Annotated in this window: 22 protein-coding genes; 21 read left to right on the top strand and 1 reads right to left on the bottom strand. The window is 44.9% G+C overall.

The window, feature by feature from the left end:
- Positions 1-28: 28 nt before the first annotated feature.
- The gene (locus A8708_RS06790; protein ID WP_068662743.1) at positions 29-406 is read right to left on the bottom strand and encodes a helix-turn-helix domain-containing protein; all 378 of its coding nucleotides are present in this window, start codon (positions 404-406) and stop codon (positions 29-31) included.
- A 146-nt stretch (positions 407-552) separates the two neighbouring features.
- On the opposite strand from A8708_RS06790, the gene A8708_RS06785 reads away from it, so the two are divergent.
- The 21 genes from A8708_RS06785 (at position 553) to A8708_RS06700 (ending at position 16,230) form a co-directional block, all read left to right on the top strand.
- Positions 553-780 carry a helix-turn-helix domain-containing protein gene (locus A8708_RS06785; RefSeq protein WP_068662742.1) on the top strand — a complete coding sequence of 76 codons (228 nt, stop codon included), beginning with the start codon at positions 553-555 and terminating at the stop codon, positions 778-780.
- 234 nt (positions 781-1,014) lie between these two features.
- On the top strand, positions 1,015-1,164 hold the full coding sequence (locus tag A8708_RS35285) for a hypothetical protein (protein WP_157264575.1): 150 nt from the start codon (positions 1,015-1,017) through the stop codon (positions 1,162-1,164).
- On the top strand, positions 1,164-1,388 hold the full coding sequence (locus A8708_RS06780; RefSeq protein ID WP_068662741.1) for a DUF7667 family protein: 225 nt from the start codon (positions 1,164-1,166) through the stop codon (positions 1,386-1,388). The genes A8708_RS35285 and A8708_RS06780 overlap by 1 nt, the downstream gene beginning before the upstream one ends.
- Positions 1,389-1,789: 401 nt before the next feature.
- Entirely contained in the window at positions 1,790-2,290 is a 501-nt protein-coding gene (locus A8708_RS06775) for a nucleoside triphosphate pyrophosphohydrolase family protein (RefSeq protein WP_239696573.1), read from the top strand.
- Positions 2,287-3,228 (top strand): DUF3310 domain-containing protein, encoded by a 942-nt coding sequence (locus A8708_RS36360; RefSeq protein WP_239696572.1) that lies wholly within the window; start codon positions 2,287-2,289, stop codon positions 3,226-3,228. Before A8708_RS06775 ends, A8708_RS36360 begins: the two co-directional genes overlap by 4 nt.
- Positions 3,218-3,370: a hypothetical protein gene (locus A8708_RS35765; RefSeq protein ID WP_167355853.1), complete on the top strand. Its 153-nt coding sequence runs from the start codon at positions 3,218-3,220 to the stop codon at positions 3,368-3,370. Before A8708_RS36360 ends, A8708_RS35765 begins: the two co-directional genes overlap by 11 nt.
- 19 nt (positions 3,371-3,389) lie before the next feature.
- Positions 3,390-4,739, top strand: coding sequence for an AAA family ATPase (locus A8708_RS06765; protein ID WP_082927305.1), 1,350 nt, complete (start codon positions 3,390-3,392; stop codon positions 4,737-4,739).
- Complete coding sequence (locus A8708_RS06760) at positions 4,740-5,798, top strand: ATP-binding protein (RefSeq protein ID WP_068662740.1); 1,059 nt, start codon at positions 4,740-4,742, stop codon at positions 5,796-5,798.
- A 23-nt stretch (positions 5,799-5,821) separates the two neighbouring features.
- Positions 5,822-6,394: a hypothetical protein gene (locus A8708_RS06755; protein ID WP_068662739.1), complete on the top strand. Its 573-nt coding sequence runs from the start codon at positions 5,822-5,824 to the stop codon at positions 6,392-6,394.
- Positions 6,395-6,403: 9 nt separating this feature from the next.
- A complete protein-coding gene (locus A8708_RS06750; RefSeq protein ID WP_068662738.1) occupies positions 6,404-7,984 on the top strand; it encodes a DEAD/DEAH box helicase in 1,581 nt (526 codons plus the stop codon).
- 379 nt (positions 7,985-8,363) lie between these two features.
- A complete protein-coding gene (locus A8708_RS35275; RefSeq protein WP_157264573.1) occupies positions 8,364-8,513 on the top strand; it encodes a hypothetical protein in 150 nt (49 codons plus the stop codon).
- Positions 8,510-8,842 carry a hypothetical protein gene (locus A8708_RS34715; protein ID WP_082927304.1) on the top strand — a complete coding sequence of 111 codons (333 nt, stop codon included), beginning with the start codon at positions 8,510-8,512 and terminating at the stop codon, positions 8,840-8,842. Before A8708_RS35275 ends, A8708_RS34715 begins: the two co-directional genes overlap by 4 nt.
- 23 nt (positions 8,843-8,865) lie before the next feature.
- Positions 8,866-9,408: a site-specific integrase gene (locus A8708_RS06740; protein WP_141692665.1), complete on the top strand. Its 543-nt coding sequence runs from the start codon at positions 8,866-8,868 to the stop codon at positions 9,406-9,408.
- Positions 9,409-9,420: 12 nt separating this feature from the next.
- On the top strand, positions 9,421-9,882 hold the full coding sequence (locus A8708_RS06735; protein ID WP_068662737.1) for a class I SAM-dependent methyltransferase: 462 nt from the start codon (positions 9,421-9,423) through the stop codon (positions 9,880-9,882).
- Positions 9,883-9,998: 116 nt separating this feature from the next.
- Complete coding sequence (locus tag A8708_RS06730) at positions 9,999-10,733, top strand: DNA-methyltransferase (RefSeq protein ID WP_239696571.1); 735 nt, start codon at positions 9,999-10,001, stop codon at positions 10,731-10,733.
- 20 nt (positions 10,734-10,753) lie between these two features.
- Complete coding sequence (locus A8708_RS06725; RefSeq protein ID WP_068662735.1) at positions 10,754-11,143, top strand: hypothetical protein; 390 nt, start codon at positions 10,754-10,756, stop codon at positions 11,141-11,143.
- Between the two features lie 3 nt (positions 11,144-11,146).
- A complete protein-coding gene (locus tag A8708_RS06720; RefSeq protein WP_068662734.1) occupies positions 11,147-12,574 on the top strand; it encodes a hypothetical protein in 1,428 nt (475 codons plus the stop codon).
- Between the two features lie 26 nt (positions 12,575-12,600).
- Positions 12,601-12,861, top strand: coding sequence for an AbrB/MazE/SpoVT family DNA-binding domain-containing protein (locus A8708_RS06715; protein ID WP_068662733.1), 261 nt, complete (start codon positions 12,601-12,603; stop codon positions 12,859-12,861).
- A gap of 99 nt (positions 12,862-12,960) precedes the next feature.
- Positions 12,961-13,227, top strand: a complete 267-nt coding sequence (locus A8708_RS06710) for a hypothetical protein (RefSeq protein WP_068662732.1) — start codon at positions 12,961-12,963, stop codon at positions 13,225-13,227.
- A gap of 68 nt (positions 13,228-13,295) precedes the next feature.
- Positions 13,296-15,560, top strand: a complete 2,265-nt coding sequence (locus A8708_RS06705; RefSeq protein ID WP_068662731.1) for an AAA family ATPase — start codon at positions 13,296-13,298, stop codon at positions 15,558-15,560.
- A 268-nt stretch (positions 15,561-15,828) separates the two neighbouring features.
- The gene (locus A8708_RS06700) at positions 15,829-16,230 is read left to right on the top strand and encodes a RusA family crossover junction endodeoxyribonuclease (RefSeq protein WP_068662730.1); all 402 of its coding nucleotides are present in this window, start codon (positions 15,829-15,831) and stop codon (positions 16,228-16,230) included.
- The last annotated feature ends 3 nt before the right edge of the window (positions 16,231-16,233 follow it).

Raw genomic sequence — 16,233 nt, 5'->3', positions numbered from 1 at the left:
TGTTGTAGCCCATTTGGATCAATTAAGACTAATCTTCATCAATGAAGATGACTTTAGCCGCTCTCTTGAGCATTTTTTGAACATCAGGGTCCGTTAGATCAATGCCGAGCTCGCGTTCCAACTCCTCAAAAAATTGAATTTTAGCTTCTAAACCAGCGCCATCCGTTTCAAAAGTAGGGTCAACCCTCCCCTTTGGTACGCCAAAAGCGTCTGCTATAGCTTGTACACTCCCCGGGGTGGGTAAAGTTTTTTCAGTCAAGTAGTCTGACATAACACTAGTAGAGAGGCCTACTCGATCAGCTAGTTCTTTTTGTGTCCAGTTTCTTGATGCTAAGAGAATCCTAATATTCGATGCTATGTCTCTCATTAATCCTCTTTCAACTTCAGTAAACTTCCTTCTAGCCACGGTTAACACTCCTTATTTAAATATGCATATATCCGTTATAAACTAATTTTATTCCACTTGCAAGTAAAATAATTCGATTTTAACGTATTGACAATCCGATAAAAACGGATTAATCTAAGTGTACACCAACGAAAGGAGGACATCGGATGCTCCTAATTACCCTTCGTGCAGCACGAACCAATTGCGATCTTACGCTTAAACAGGTGGCGGATTTAACTGGGAAATGCGCAGAAACTCTTGGTAAATACGAACGCGATTCGTCTAAAATACCAAGAGATGTCATGGAAGACTTGATCCGTATTTACCGGATTCCTAAACATCATATTTTTTTCGGCAAAGAATCCGTTTTTACCGAACGACAAAAGATGGCATGAGCTATCCAAACGAGGTGCGGCATGAAAATAGCGAACTGCCTCCAACTTTTACAGTGCTTGATGTGGCTGCTTATTTGGGCTTAAGCAAAAGCGACAATTGATCGCCGCATCAGCACTGGAGATTTGAAGAGTCACAAGAATGGACGTCTACGGAAGAATTGTTTTGCACTAAAGCAAATTAAACCGAACACGCACCTTAGACGCACTCCTCGGTAAAACGAGAGGATGATCTATGTGAAAGTAACAATCAATGGTAAGCCGATTGAAGAAGTGTTCAAAGCAACTACTGTTAAAAGCGAGTACAGCGACGCCCAAGGATGGGCTGTAATGATCACCGGCTTTGAGATCGTCGCCTTTTTACTTAACTACTGGGGGTGGATCTGATGGCTTTATCGGACTCACCGATTATCCAGCGCATTGCGGCTCTACGTATTGAGCAGAAGAGTCAGAAGCTGGACCAGGTGCAGCAGAACGAATTGGATTTATGTCTGGATTGGCTAGTCAATTTCCTCTACAAGCAGGCGCTGCTTAAAAATTTCAGCTTAATGGCTTCCATGACAGACGACTTTGATTGGCAGCATGCGATATGCGCCGATCTCGATGATTGAAGGGAGGTGACAAGAGATGAATGTTAGCGTAGCAGTTTGGCTGGAGCTTACGAAGGATGAGCGCTACGAGTGCTTGAAGTTCGCAGCGTGGAACAACGCAAAAAGAAAATCAGCTACCGGCCAGGGTAACTGATTGAGTGCAAAACAAATTTAATTACCGTTATCATACCACTAATTTTAAATTTTGTGAATGGGAGCAGTGAAGCATGCCTGTAGCTCAACAAAAAAAGCCAGTACGCAATGCTGTAACAACTCTCCGCATTGTCCGTACGGAGCCAGCTTGCGAGGTTTGCGGTCAGTCCTCTAGTCTGCGCTTCATAAAGACTTGGAACGAAAAGCAAGTCTGTACAAAATGCATCAACGAATTGTCACGTGATATCTAATTAGGAGGTTTCCATTATATGCAAATAAAAATGTTGCGATCCATTGAAGGCGGCCCTCAAAAAGGTGAGATTGTTCGGGTAAGGGAATTGAATTATTTAATTTTTGGTAAATATCAAGTTGTTGAAGATGGACCTTACATTGGCATTGTTATCTCATCAATTTCGGCAGTACCTGTTATTTCTTACGAGCCTAAAATAATTTCAGAACTTGTAAAGAGTGCACATGACAATGCTATTGAAAAGGGATGGCATTTAGAGCCTCGTAGTTTCGGTGATGTCATTGCACTTATGCATTCCGAGTTATCCGAGGCATTGGAAGACTACCGTCACGGATTTGGTGTGAATGAGACTTACTTTGAAGGCGATAAGCCATGCGGCATTCCTACTGAGCTAGCTGATACGGTCATTCGGATCTTCGATGCTTGCGGCTACTACGGCATTGATCTTCAGGCTGCTATTGAACAGAAGATGGCATATAACGCTACACGTCCAGAACGGCATGGCGGTAAGGTGCTATGAGAGGAGAACGTAGTAGCTTCCCAATTCGTGATACGAAGCGTGAGCAAGCTTCTACAGGATCAAGCGCGGTGAAATCATGGAAGATGAGCCCCGAGGAGTTAGAGGACTACCGCGCTAAAAATGCTTATGTGGTACCTATGAATAGTAGTGGTAAGGCTGAAAAACTCGGTATGGATCTCCGATCAAAACCGAAACTCGTTGCAAAAAATACTGAGCAGCCGGGAGGGCCAAACGTGGGGCACATTGTAAAAGAAGGACCAGAAAAGGATTTTGTTCTAAGACGGATCGCTGACGGTAAATCTATATCTGCTGTCGAACGCGAGCTAGGCATGAAGGCAAATGGATTGCATTACTGGCTTCGGAAGTGGGAATGGGTAGGAATCACGCCAGGTAAGGCGAGAGCCATCCTAAGCGGAGAGCCATTGGAAGAGGTGATCAAGATGAATGATGCGCCAGTAGCTGGGAAGATTGATCCGGATAAAGTTATCGAAGAACTACAGTTAGAGCTATCTCGTGTTATGGCTTTGGATAACGAAAGATTAGCACGGATAGCACAACTAGTCTCTGAACGAGATGATGCACGACAAGCTTTCAACGAATTGAATGAAGATCATTTGCGCGCGCTGGATACAATCGAATCATTGGAAGCTGAGAAGCTGTTACTTCTACAGACGATCGAGGCAACGGCAACTGAAACTACTGCGGAAAGTGTGTTCGTGGAGACAGTCAATCATCCAGCTCATTATATGGCAGGCGGAATCGAGGTAATTGACTTTATCATCGATAAACTGACCGGAGAAGAATTTGCAGGATTCTGCAAAGGTAACATCCTCAAATACGCTTCGAGAGCTAATCATAAAGGCGGAATAGAAGATATACGGAAGGTAAAGTGGTACGTGGATCGATTGTTAGATGAGGTGGGAACAGTTGGACTGTAATCTTCCCTTCGTAGAACGAATAATGGCATTAAAAGAAGGCGAAGAAGAAGTAATTCACATCAATGATAAAGCTTTCGTTGTTAGTCTAGCAACATATACGGACGTTGAGCGAATTGGCAAAGGTTATTACTGCTTAGATTAAGAGAGGAGAAAAAATGCAAATGATCAAAATTAACAAATTAGAGATTGAAAATGTAAAAAGGGTAAAGGCAGTGAAAGTTGAACCTTCTGCTTCTGGTCTTACGATTGTTGGCGGTAACAACAACCAAGGTAAAACGAGCGTGCTTGACGCGATTGCTTGGGGTCTTGGTGGTAATAAGTACCGACCTTCGCAGGCGGAGCGTACGGGGTCCGCAGTTCCTCCTTATCTCCACATCGTCCTATCCAACGGCTTGATTGTTGAGCGAAAGGGTAAAAATAGTGATTTGAAGGTTATCGACCCTAATGGACAAAAGGGCGGTCAGCAACTGCTAGACAGTTTTGTGGAAGAATTGGCGATTGACTTGCCAAAGTTCATGAATTCCACCAACAAGGAAAAGGCGAACATCTTATTGCGCATCATCGGAGTCGGACAGCAACTTAGTGAGTTTGAGCAAAAAGAGCAGGAAGTGTATAACCGACGTCATACAATCGGTCAGATCGCGGATCAGAAGGCCAAGTTTGCCAAGGAACAACCGTACTTCGCGGACGCACCGAAAGAGCCGATTTCCGCGTCGGAACTCATTCGGCAGCAGCAGGACATCCTTGGGCGCAATGGAGAGAAGCAGCGGATGCGGCAACGTGCCTTGCAGATAAAAACAGCGCATGCGTCTCAGACCCAAGAAGTGGATCGGATTAATTCCATGTTGTTTGAAGCCAAGAATAAATTGGACTTACTCACGTCTGACCTAGAGACTTCACAAAGGGATATACTTGACCTTCACGACGAGTCGACTAACGAGCTGGAGGCAAATATCCAGCAGATCGATGAAATTAACCGCAAGGTGCGTGCGAACCTCGACAAGGATAAGGCTGAGGCGGACTCAAGCGAGTATCGCCAGCAATACGAAGTATTGTCCACTGAGATAACCACTATTCGTCAACAGAAATCGGAACTATTAGAAAATGCAAACCTTCCGCTTCCTGGCTTATCTGTTTCAGACGGTGAACTCCTCTACAATGGACAGCGCTGGGACAATATGAGTGGATCCGATCAGTTGAAGGTGTCGACAGCGATTGTACGAAAGCTCAAACCAAACTGCGGGTTCATTTTGTTAGACAAACTCGAGCAGATGGATATGAAGACGATTAAAGAGTTCGGATCATGGCTGGAGCAAGAGGGTTTGCAGGCAATTGCCACTCGAGTCAGTACAGGGGATGAATGCAGCATCTTAATAGAAGATGGATATGTTGTCGGTCAAGAAGACGTGCAACTACAACCACCACCAAGGGAGATTGATCCGGGTGTAGGTTGGACAGACCAGACAGCAGCACCGACATCCACGAATCCATGGAAGGCAGGCGAGTTTTAAATGGAAGTCATAAGCGGGAAAGTGGCAAAAGCCAAGAAAGCAGCATTGTACGGTCCTGAAGGAATTGGTAAGTCTTCCATGGCTTCTCAGTTCCCGCGACCAGTCTTCATTGATACAGAAGGATCTACAACGGAGCTCGATGTAAATCGCCTGCCAAAGCCTTCAAGCTGGGAAATGCTCAAGCAGCAAGTCCAGTGGGTTAAGCAGCAGGGTAGCAGGTTCGGTACACTAATCATTGATACTATCGACTGGGCGGAAATGCTATGTGTCGAGAGCGTGTGTGCCACCCATAACAAAAAAGGTGTGGAGGATTTTGGATACGGAAAGGGTTACATTTTCGTAGCTGAAGAATTTGGTCGCTTCTTAAACCTCCTCAGTGATGTTGTTGAATCTGGTATCCATGTTGTGCTTACGGCTCATTCACAAATTACAAAATTCGAGCAACCAGATGAGATGGGGGCCTATGATCGATACTCTCTCAAGCTTGGTCAAAAGACAGGATCACGCACAGCAGCTTTGGTAAAAGAATGGGTAGATATGCTTTTGTTCATCAATTACAAGACTTTTTCAGTTGCAGCAGATGATAAGGGCAGTAAACACAAGGCTCAAGGCGGGTTGCGGACGGTATACGCCACACATCACCCAGCTTGGGATGCTAAGAACCGTCACGGACTTCCTGACGAGTTCCCGCTTGATTACGGATATATCTCTCATATCTTCTCGGGGTCAACTCAGCCAGTGAATCCTTCCAGTGCATCGGCACAGACGACCCAAGTGCCTGTGAGCCAACCACCTCAGCAACAGCAACAACATGCTGAACCAGCACAGGCAACGGTGAGTGAGCTTAATCCGAACATACCTCAATCATTGCGCGACTTAATGGTACAGCACAAGGTAACTGAGGCTGACATACAGATCGTGGTAGGTAAAAAGGGATACTATCCTCAAGACACACCTATTACCAATTATGCTACAGATTTCATAAACGGTGTGTTGGTAGGCGCGTGGCCGCAGGTTCATCAAATGATTAAGGATTTTAAAGCAAGTCTACCATTTTAATTACAACTTAGGAGGATACACAGATGAATCAAACAGAACGTGAATTTGGTTGGGATGACACAATTGAGAAGGATGGTGGAGGCGGCTTCGTGCTTCTCCCTCCTGGGGATTATAACTTTACTGTTGCGAAGTTCGAGCGTAGTAGATATGCGGGTAGTGATAAGATGCCAGCATGCAATCAAGCAAAATTGGAACTGACGGTTCACTCTCCAAGTGATGGTGACGTAACAGTATTTCATAACTTATTCCTGCACACGAAGACAGAGGGTCTACTATCCAATTTCTTTGCAGGGATTGGCCAGAAGAAAAAGGGTGAGCCTCTGAGAATGAACTGGAATACCGTCGTAGGAGCTAGAGGGAGAATGAAGCTAGAGATTCGCAACTATAAGTCAAATGGCGAAGATCGGTCTATGAATCAAGTAAAGACCTTTTACGAATACGAGGCTCCTTCGTACGGTAATCAACAACCACAATCACAGCAACAATACCAACAGACTCCACAGCAAGTATATCAACAGCCAACGTCACAACAACATCAGCAACCATTTCCTGGTGCAGGTCAACAGCAAGGAGGCTGGCAGCAAGGCCAGTTTTAGGAGGCTGCCATGGAACTTAGACCTTACCAACAAGAGGCACGCGAATCTATTCAAAAAGAATGGAGAAACGGTGTTAAAAAAACGCTTCTGGTCTTACCGACAGGATGCGGCAAGACGATTGTATTTTCCAAAGTCATTGAAGATCGTGTAAGGCTGGGCGAGCGTTTGCTCGTTCTGGCCCATCGCGGGGAGTTACTCGATCAGGCTGCTGACAAGTTGGCGAAATCAACGGGTCTTGGTTGCGCAAGGGAAAAGGCAGAACAGACATCCGTCGGTAGTTGGTTTCGGGTTGTCGTAGGTAGTGTACAGACATTGCAGCGGCCCAAGAGAATGGAACAATTCGCTCCGGATCATTTCGACACCATCATCATCGACGAAGCCCATCATTGCATATCAGACGGATATCAAAGTGTGCTGCAGTATTTCAGTTCGGCTAACGTGCTCGGTGTTACAGCTACGCCTGACCGCGGAGATATGCGGAACCTTGGTACTTACTTCGAAAGCTTGGCTTACGAATACACGCTGCCCAAAGCAATTAAAGCAGGATACCTTAGTCCGATAAAAGCCATGACGATCCCACTGCAAATAAATCTGAGCGCTGTTGGCCAGCAGGCTGGTGATTTTAAAACACAAGACCTGGGCACAGCTTTGGATCCGTACCTAGAATCAATTGCTGCTGAAATGTGGAAAATTGCAAAGGATAGGAAGATCGTTGTCTTCCTTCCATTGGTCAAGACTAGCCAGAAATTTACGAATATTCTGAATTCTATAGGTTTTAAGGCTGCCGAGGTTAATGGTGAATCTCAGGACAGGGCTGAGATTTTAGAAGACTTCGATAATGGTAAATACAATGTCCTGTGTAATTCAATGCTCCTTACCGAAGGATGGGACTGCCCTAGCGTAGATTGTGTAGTCGTCTTACGGCCAACGAAGGTACGCAGCTTATACAGCCAGATGGTCGGGCGAGGTACCCGGCTCCATCCCGGTAAAACAGAATTATTGTTGCTCGATTTCTTGTGGAACACAGAACGGCATGAACTGTGTCATCCAGCGCATCTAATCGCGGAGAATGAAGAAATCGCGCAGGCAATGACCAAGCAGATTGAGCAGGCAGGAATGCCGATGGATCTGGAGACGGTTGAAAAGAAAGCTGCCGAAGATGTCATTGCACAACGTGAAGAAGCTTTAGCGAAAAAGCTAGAGGAGATGAAAAGACGTAAGCGCGCTTTGGTTGATCCGCTTCAGTTTGAAATGAGCATCCAAGCAGAAGACTTGTCCAGCTATGTGCCGTCATTCGGATGGGAAATGGCACCTCCAAGCGAGGCTCAAGTCAAAACGCTTGAGAAACTTGGTATTATGCCTGACGAAGTCGACAACGCTGGCAAAGCTAGCCTCCTGCTCGAACGTCTCGACAAGCGACGGACTGAAGGTCTGACCACACCGAAACAAATTCGATTCTTAGAGCAACGAGGCTTTGAACACGTTGGCACATGGACGTTTGATACTGCAAAGAGATTAATTGATCGGGTTGCAGCAAATGGATGGCGTATTCCAGATGGTATTAATCCTAAAGAGTACCGTGGTGAGTAGATGCATATCCGGTTTGGAGGTAATTCGGTGAAGGTGAATCCAGAGATTGAGCTACATTCCTATGAGATTAAACGCTTGCAGGCATTAGCTAGAGAAACAATAGCTAAGAACAAGTTGCGTGTGCTTGTTGAATCTTACAAAGCCGGGGAGATCACCTTATGGTCATATTCTAAGAGAAATTGAGACAGGTGTTTATGATTTAAAAGTATCAAAATGAATAGGCGGTGTACATGAATGAGTGTTTGTGAAACATGTAAATATGATGGGTTCAATGGTTTTAAATGCCCAGTTAAATCAATAAAAGTTGTCACTGTCGTAAAGGGAATCGGAATAACTGAATGTCCGAAACACAAATCAAAATGAATAGAGGTGACCGTAGATGTTGGATAAAGAAAAATTGATAAAAGCGAAAAAATGGTTTGAGAATGCCACGGAAGCTGACTCCTCATTAATTGGATTTATGGGATTAACAGAATCTATGCTCGTTGAAATGTATGAGCGAGAGGTTGAAGGTAAAGTCACTCAATGAATAGGGAGCGTGCATTGGAAATGATGAAAACATGCGTCGTTTGCGAGTTAACCAAGCATGAAGAATTTATGTATTTTACGAACGCCGAAAATATCGGAAGAACAGACGTTGGTCAGAAGGTCGATGTTTGTGAAGAATGTACGAAAATCATTGAGGTAAATGAACTGAAATGCGATTACAAAGGATGCACTAGAGAAGCGACCACATACGGGCATATATTCGGACACGAATTAGGAAGTTCAGAATCCGATAAATCTATTCCAGTTAAAGCATGTGATAAACATAAGAAAAAGGCGGGTTTCTTTTCAGACGAACAAATAGAATCTTAAAGAGATAAAAGGAGTGGAGAGCCATACAGTTTGTACAGCCAATACGAAGTGTCGAGAAGCTGGATGAGATGAAACGGGTTTTACTGAAACGCTCGAATCGGGATTGGTTTTTGTTAGTAATGGGGATTAACGTAGGACTTCGCATTGGCGATCTACTTCAGCTGAATGTCCGTGATGTGCGGAACAAGTCACATCTTACGCACAAGGAACGCAAGACGGGTAAGATGCGGCGGTTCCCGATCAATGCGGAGTTACGAGAGATCATCAACGCATACATCAAAGGGAAGAAGGACAGCGATCCGTTGTTCCCAAGCTATCGAACAAAGCTGAATATCAAACGAGTCCAGGCATATCGCATCCTTAACATTGCGGCGGCGGAAGTCGGGCTGTCGGAGATCGGTACGCATACGCTGCGCAAGACGTTCGGTTATCACTTCTATAAGAGATACAAAGATGTGGCGCTACTACAGCAGATATTTAACCACAGCGCGCCGAGCATCACACTTAGGTATATCGGAATCAATCAAGACATTATAGACGAGGCCGTAGGCGGCTTCCATTTATGAGAGGTGATTAGCATGCAAGAAGAAGCAAGAGTTTTAGATGCTTGCTGCGGCAGTCGAATGTTTTGGTTCGACAAGCAAAATGACGACGTTGTGTACATGGACAATCGCCAGCTGCAAGATACTTTGTGTGACGGACGGACACTAACCGTTAATCCGGATGTTATCGCCGATTTCAGGAACATGCCGTTCGAAGATAATTCCTTCTACATGGTGGTGTTCGATCCGCCGCATTTACTTAAAGCTGGTTCTGATTCGTGGTTGGCCAAAAAGTACGGAAGACTCGGGCCTGAGTGGAAAGAAGATATAAAGCAAGGATTTAATGAGTGCATGCGTGTCCTAAAACCGAACGGAACGCTTATCTTCAAATGGAACGAGGATCAAATCACTATTACCGAAGTTCTCAAAGCAATCGACCAAAAGCCGCTTTTTGGGAACCGTCGAAGCAAGACGCATTGGGTAGTTTTTATGAAATAGCGATGAACATTCGCTGAATATTGAGTGACTTTACAGTTTTAAAATTAAGTCATATGTAAGTTGTAAATAAGTTGTAATAAGTCGAATTATTGATGAACTTAGGAGGATTTACTGATTTGATCAACGAGATATTCCAAGGGGATTGCTTAGACATCATGAAAGACTTGCCGGATAAGAGTTTTGATATGATTCTGTGTGATCTGCCTTATGGGTCAACTCAGAATCAATGGGACTCTCCGATCCCCTTGGATCAACTATGGCAGCAGTATGAAAGATTGATCAAAGACAGAGGGGTTATCGTCTTAACAGCGCAGACCCCTTTCGATAAAGTACTCGGTAACAGTAATTTGCAAATGCTTCGGTATGAGTGGATCTGGGTCAAGAACAGACCGACTGGATTTTTCAACGCTAAGAAAATGCCAATGAAGACCCATGAGAACATCCTAATATTTTATAAGAATCTTCCGCAATACAACCCTCAAAAAACACTTGGACATAAGCCGGTCAACCGTTTCAAGAAGCATTCCACGGACGGCAGCAACTACAATGATGCACTGATGGGCTTCGAAGGTGGCGGCCAGACGGACCGATACCCCGTCGATGTCCTCTACTTCCCGAGGGATAAGGACCGTTATCACCCCACGCAGAAGCCAGTTGCACTATTTGAATATCTCATCAAGACATACACCAATGAAGGCGATTTGGTTTTAGACAATTGCCTCGGAAGTGGGACAACAGCACTGGCTGCTGCTTCTCTTAATCGCAATTTTACAGGTATTGAGTTAGATGCCAATTATGTTCAAATTGCTCGTGACCGGCTTAAACGAATGGAACAACAAATGATCGTATAACCCAAGGAGGCTAACCAATCATGGCACTTAAAATTTCCAAGAATGTGGGCTTAACTGATATCGTTTCTGACGCAAATCCTATCACGACAACTCACCCGACTACGGGGAGTGCACAATCGGTTCAACTGTGGTTGTTCAATGACGATTCCACGAAAACGTACCAAAGTATTACGATCGACCCAACGGACGCAGTGAGCACAGACGAGTCCACGTGGGTGCAATTGGCGCCAGATAGCGCAGGATCGGCAGGCACGTACGGTTCAACAGGTGCGGCTCTCTCGATGTCCAACATTACGGATAGTAACGTAGCTAAGCCGTTTTGGTACAAATGTACTTCTCCTTCTGGTCAGTCGGTTCAGAACAAATCAGATATCAAGTTAACAGTAGGCTATACAGAATACGCGGTGTAGCTTATGGTCTACTATCTCTCGCTGGACGGTGTGGACGATTATGTAGTTACTCCTACCTTCTCTTATGACAAAATTGTCATTGATTTCATGACAAACGGTCGACCTGCTAATTTTTCTAAGTTGTTTGCAGTCAACAGCGACTACGTACAACACAACAGCTCAGGAACAGACTCCTACAGTTCAGCAGGAATAAGCTCAGTCAAGCTTAACGGTGTTACGGTTACGAACACAACAGACTTTATTCCTGATAGCGTTCGTTCAACAGTTGAAGCAATTCGTAGTATTACAACTGCATACCCAACATTTATCTTCCGCAACTATATTTCTGGTGGTTTTCTCAAAGGTAATTTGTACGGTGCCCAATTCTATTTGGGTTCTACCCTGATAGCTTCATATGACTTTACGGCGGGTAACGTAAACGACATAAGTGGGAACGGCAGACATGCCACTTTAACAGGAGGCACTTGGGTCGTTGACAGCAGCTCGGGTAGTTCTGGATCGGTAGCTTATGCAACAAAGCAGCGGGTTTACACAACTTCTAGCTCGCTGCTATCAACTAAGCAAATTGTTAGTCGCTCCAGCTCAGCGGCATATGCTTCTAAACAATGCATTTATCAGAGTGGATTATCAGCTCAAGCAACGAGACAGGCAATATCCTTTACAAGTGTTAGTAGTCTGGCAACAAAGCAGATGATTGGCGCTATCAGCACATTGCAAGTAGCATCAAAGCAAATAATTAGGCATATTGGTGCTGATCCTCAATCGATTAAACAGGTTATCTATCATACAGGCTCAGTTTCCTATGCATCACTACAAGCAATCACGGATGATGGCGTACCTGGTAACGTGCCATTCAAGTCAAAGCAAGTCATTTATGGTGCCTCATCTTCTTCTCACAAAACGAAGCAATCGATCTTCACGATCGGTGAGGTGATATATCCTCTAAAACAAATAATATTCGACTCTGCACTACGCATCGTGGGGCGTACCCCACTTAAAGCATCTCGGGTATTATCTATCCCACTTATTGCTTCGAGATCAAACATTAGACTTCTTGCTTCTAGATCGACACAGCTCATGTTAAAAGGAGGACTATCCGTGACCGAGAAAAATCAGAATTTCACCATGTTCGCAGGAGATACGGAAAACATTCCGGTAACCTTTACGGATAATAGATCACCGGTGAATCTAAGTGGCGCTACCGTTCAATGGAGTATGAAACGAGTTAACGCTGCCACTAACATCTTAGAGAAAGACACGGTAAGTGGTGTCACGATCACTGACGAAGCGGCTGGTGTGTTCACAGTTTTACTCTCACCAGAGGACACGGAGAACCTGAACGGGACGTACTCGCATAAGGCAAAAGTCATCGATGCAGCGGGGAACGTATCAACTGTGATGACAGGGAAAGTAACAATTGTAAAAAGCTAAATTCTAAATTTCTAGGAGGAATTCATATGAAATCAACAGGAATCGTACGCAAAATCGACGTATTAGGACGTATCTGTTTACCAAAGGAACTACGTAATACTCTTGGTATCGCGGACTTAGATCCACTTGAAGTATTCGTTGATGGCGATCGTATCGTTATTCAAAAGTATGCACCCGGTTGTGTGTTCTGCCAATCAACTGAGAACCTGAACAACATTTGGGATAGAAGGATTTGCACATCTTGCGCGAAACGAATTGCTGGTTATGGATTCAATGAAAGAACATGACGACGGGCTTGGTGCTTTCCGTGGTATTATGTGCGCACTAGCAATAGAGGTTATCGTAATTGCAATTATTTATATCATTGTTAAGTGGTGGTGAGCGTCGTGGATGACAATCAAAAACGCAGATTTTTTCAAAAGATTAAGCAATTAACACATGAGAAGTTCTGGTCCGTCATGAACATCTATCATACCCGCGCCTATGCAGCAGCTGAACGGCATTATGGTGAGGCGATGGACATTGTCCTCACCAAGAAGCAAAAGGAAGCTGTAGTAGCCAAGGCTATACAGATCCGCGAGGAATGGGACGGCATGATGACTGTTACAACTGATGAAACAGAGAACGAGATTTTTGATATACGGACACGATAACATCGGTGATATCTTCTAATTTTCGAATTATAGAAGGAAATAATGTTGAGTGAAATCAGGAGGTCTAAATGGAGAATAAGCTAGATCTTATTGCTTTGCTGGCCTACGTTGACCCGGCCTATCTGAGCTATACCGAATGGGTCAACGTAGGAATGGCGCTTAAATATGAAGGGTACACAGCAAGCGATTGGGAAAGTTGGAGCAGCCGTGATGGTGTGCGCTATCGTCCTGGTGAATGCTTCAAAAAATGGACTTCTTTTGAGGGAACTGGATCACCAGTCACTGGCGCCACGATTACAAAAATGGCGAAAGATAATGGTTGGCTACCTCGTTCGTCAAGTCGTGAAGAACACGAATTAGGTTGGGACGATGAGATTGCCGGCGGAGATTATGTGGTTGTTGATAAGAACTGGATCGAAGGCAAAGAGGTTCACGAACCATCCGTTTGGAATCCTGTGCAACAGATGACCACGTATCTGTCGACGTTATTCGAAGCATCCGAGAATGTCGGATATGTCACGGACACTTGGCAGGATGATGAAGGTAAATACTTGCCTACAAAAGGTGCGTACGATCGTACAGCAGGCGAGTTAATTCAAGCGCTTAATCAATGTGATGGCGACATTGGTTCCGTATTGGGTGATTGCAAACCTGAGGCTGGCGCGTGGATCCGATTCAATCCTCTTGATGGTAAAGGTGTAAAAAATGATAATGTCACCGAATTCCGCTATGCGTTAGTTGAATCTGACACTATGGACATTGAGAAGCAGAATGCCATCATGCGTGAGTTAGAGCTGCCGATAGCCGTCATGGTATATAGCGGAGGTAAGAGCCTTCACGCCATTGTAAAGGTCGATGCGGCCAACTATGACGAGTATCGTAAGCGTGTCGATTATTTGTATGAAATCTGTAAAAAAAACGGCCTGAACATCGATAAGCAGAATCGAAATCCTTCTAGATTGTCTCGTATGCCAGGTGTTGAACGGAACGGTAAAAAGCAATTCATCGTCGATACGAACATCGGAAAGAACAGTTGGACTGAGTGGAATGAATGGATCGAAGGTGTGAATGATGATCTTCCGGATCCCGAGAATCTCACTGATTATTGGAATGACATGCCAAAGCTGGCACCCCCTCTTATTCATGGCGTGCTCAGGCAGGGACATAAAATGCTTATGGCGGGGCCGTCGAAGGCTGGCAAGAGCTTTGCACTTATTGAGCTGAGTATAGCTATAGCAGAAGGTGATAAGTGGATGGGATGGCAATGCACAAAAGGTAAGGTTCTATATGCAAATTTGGAACTTGACCGTGCAAGCTGCTTGCATCGATTCAAAGACGTATACCAAGCAGTGGGACTTCCACCAACTAACCTCGCCAACATCGATATCTGGAATTTACGTGGCAAATCGGTACCTATGGACAAATTGGCACCTAAGCTTATTCGACGGGCAGCTAAGAAGGGGTATATCGCAATTATCATCGATCCAATTTACAAGGTTCTTACTGGCGATGAGAATAGCGCTGACCAGATGGCCCATTTCACGAATCAGTTTGATAAGATAGCCACGGAATTAGGGGCCAGTGTCATTTACTGTCACCATCACTCAAAGGGCTCACAGGGTGGCAAGAAGTCCATGGACCGGGCCAGCGGAAGCGGCGTATTCGCTCGAGACCCCGATGCATTAATCGATTTAGTGGAACTTGAGGTAACGGAAGCATTACTCAAGCAAGAAGAGAACAAATCGACCTGTGCCGTATACCAGCGGTACTTTACTGAGTACAATCCTAAATACTTGCTAGATCATGTGTCACAGGACGATTTGTTAAGTGCTAAAGCCATGGAAAATCACGCTAAGCTTGCTATTTACAACACGGAACTAGCATCAGCTCATGAGGAAATAAATCGCGTGCTTGCTGCTGTTCGTGGCCGCTCAGCATGGCGCGTCGAGGGCACGCTGAGGGAATATGCCAAGTTCGCACCAGTTAACATGTGGTTCCAATATCCAGTCCATCGTGTGGATGATGTAGGCAGCTTGAAAGACATAGATCCGGAAGGTGAGGGGAATAAACCACCTTGGCAGAAAGCTATAGGAAAGCGAAAAGACAAAGCAAAAGAGGACCGACGAAGCAAGGCCGAGGAGTTTGAGGATGCGGTAAACAACTGCAATATGGGTGAGCCGCCGACGTTAAAAGACTTGGCTGAGTGGTTCTCATCGACTGGTAAGCCAGTTGCTGAGAGAACGATTCGTGATTGGGTCACGAAGCACGGATTCATGGTTGATAAGAATAACGGAAGCGTTGTTGTCAAGAAAAATGACGGCGACGACCATTAAATCCCCGCAATATAAATCCCCGCAATGTTGCGGGGAAAACATAAATTCATAGTTGGCACAACATTGCGGTGACTGTTAAATCATAGTAGCCGCAATGTTGTGGAAATGTTGCGGGGATTGAGTACGTCATAGTCACCGCAACATTGTGGCGGGGACCTATATATTAAAATATATAAGGAATAGGGAAGGGCGGGACGTAAACGCCCTTCCCCCTTCTCCTACACATTTTAAAAGCGCGAGCGAAAAGTTGAAAGTGGAAGGTGATGAAATGTCGACTGAATTTTTCATGCCGATGAAACCGCCGACAGCGACGCACCAGGAAAAGCAGGTTTCTTGTGTGAGTGGTAAACCGGTGTTCTATGAGCCTGATGACGTGAAGGCAGCGCGAGCTAAGTTGACGGCACACCTCGGAAAGCATGTTCCTAATCGTAAATATACGGGAGCTCTTCGAGTTACAGTGAAGTGGCTATTCCCGATCAAGGAAGGTAGCAAGCATTATGACGGTGAGTGGAAAATTACGAAGCCCGACACACATAACCTAAACAAGTTGCCATTTGATATTATGACTGATTTAGGTTTTTGGAGAGATGATGCGATTGTAGCTAGCGAGATCATTGAGAAGTTCTGGGCTTCACTTCCTGGCATCTACATCAAGATAGAGGAGTTGTAGCCG

This window comes from Paenibacillus oryzisoli (assembly GCF_001653565.1).
Classification (GTDB): domain Bacteria; phylum Bacillota; class Bacilli; order Paenibacillales; family NBRC-103111; genus Paenibacillus_E; species Paenibacillus_E oryzisoli.
Note: the sequence above shows the minus strand (reverse complement) of the source record. Positions and strands in the feature narration are given on the sequence as shown.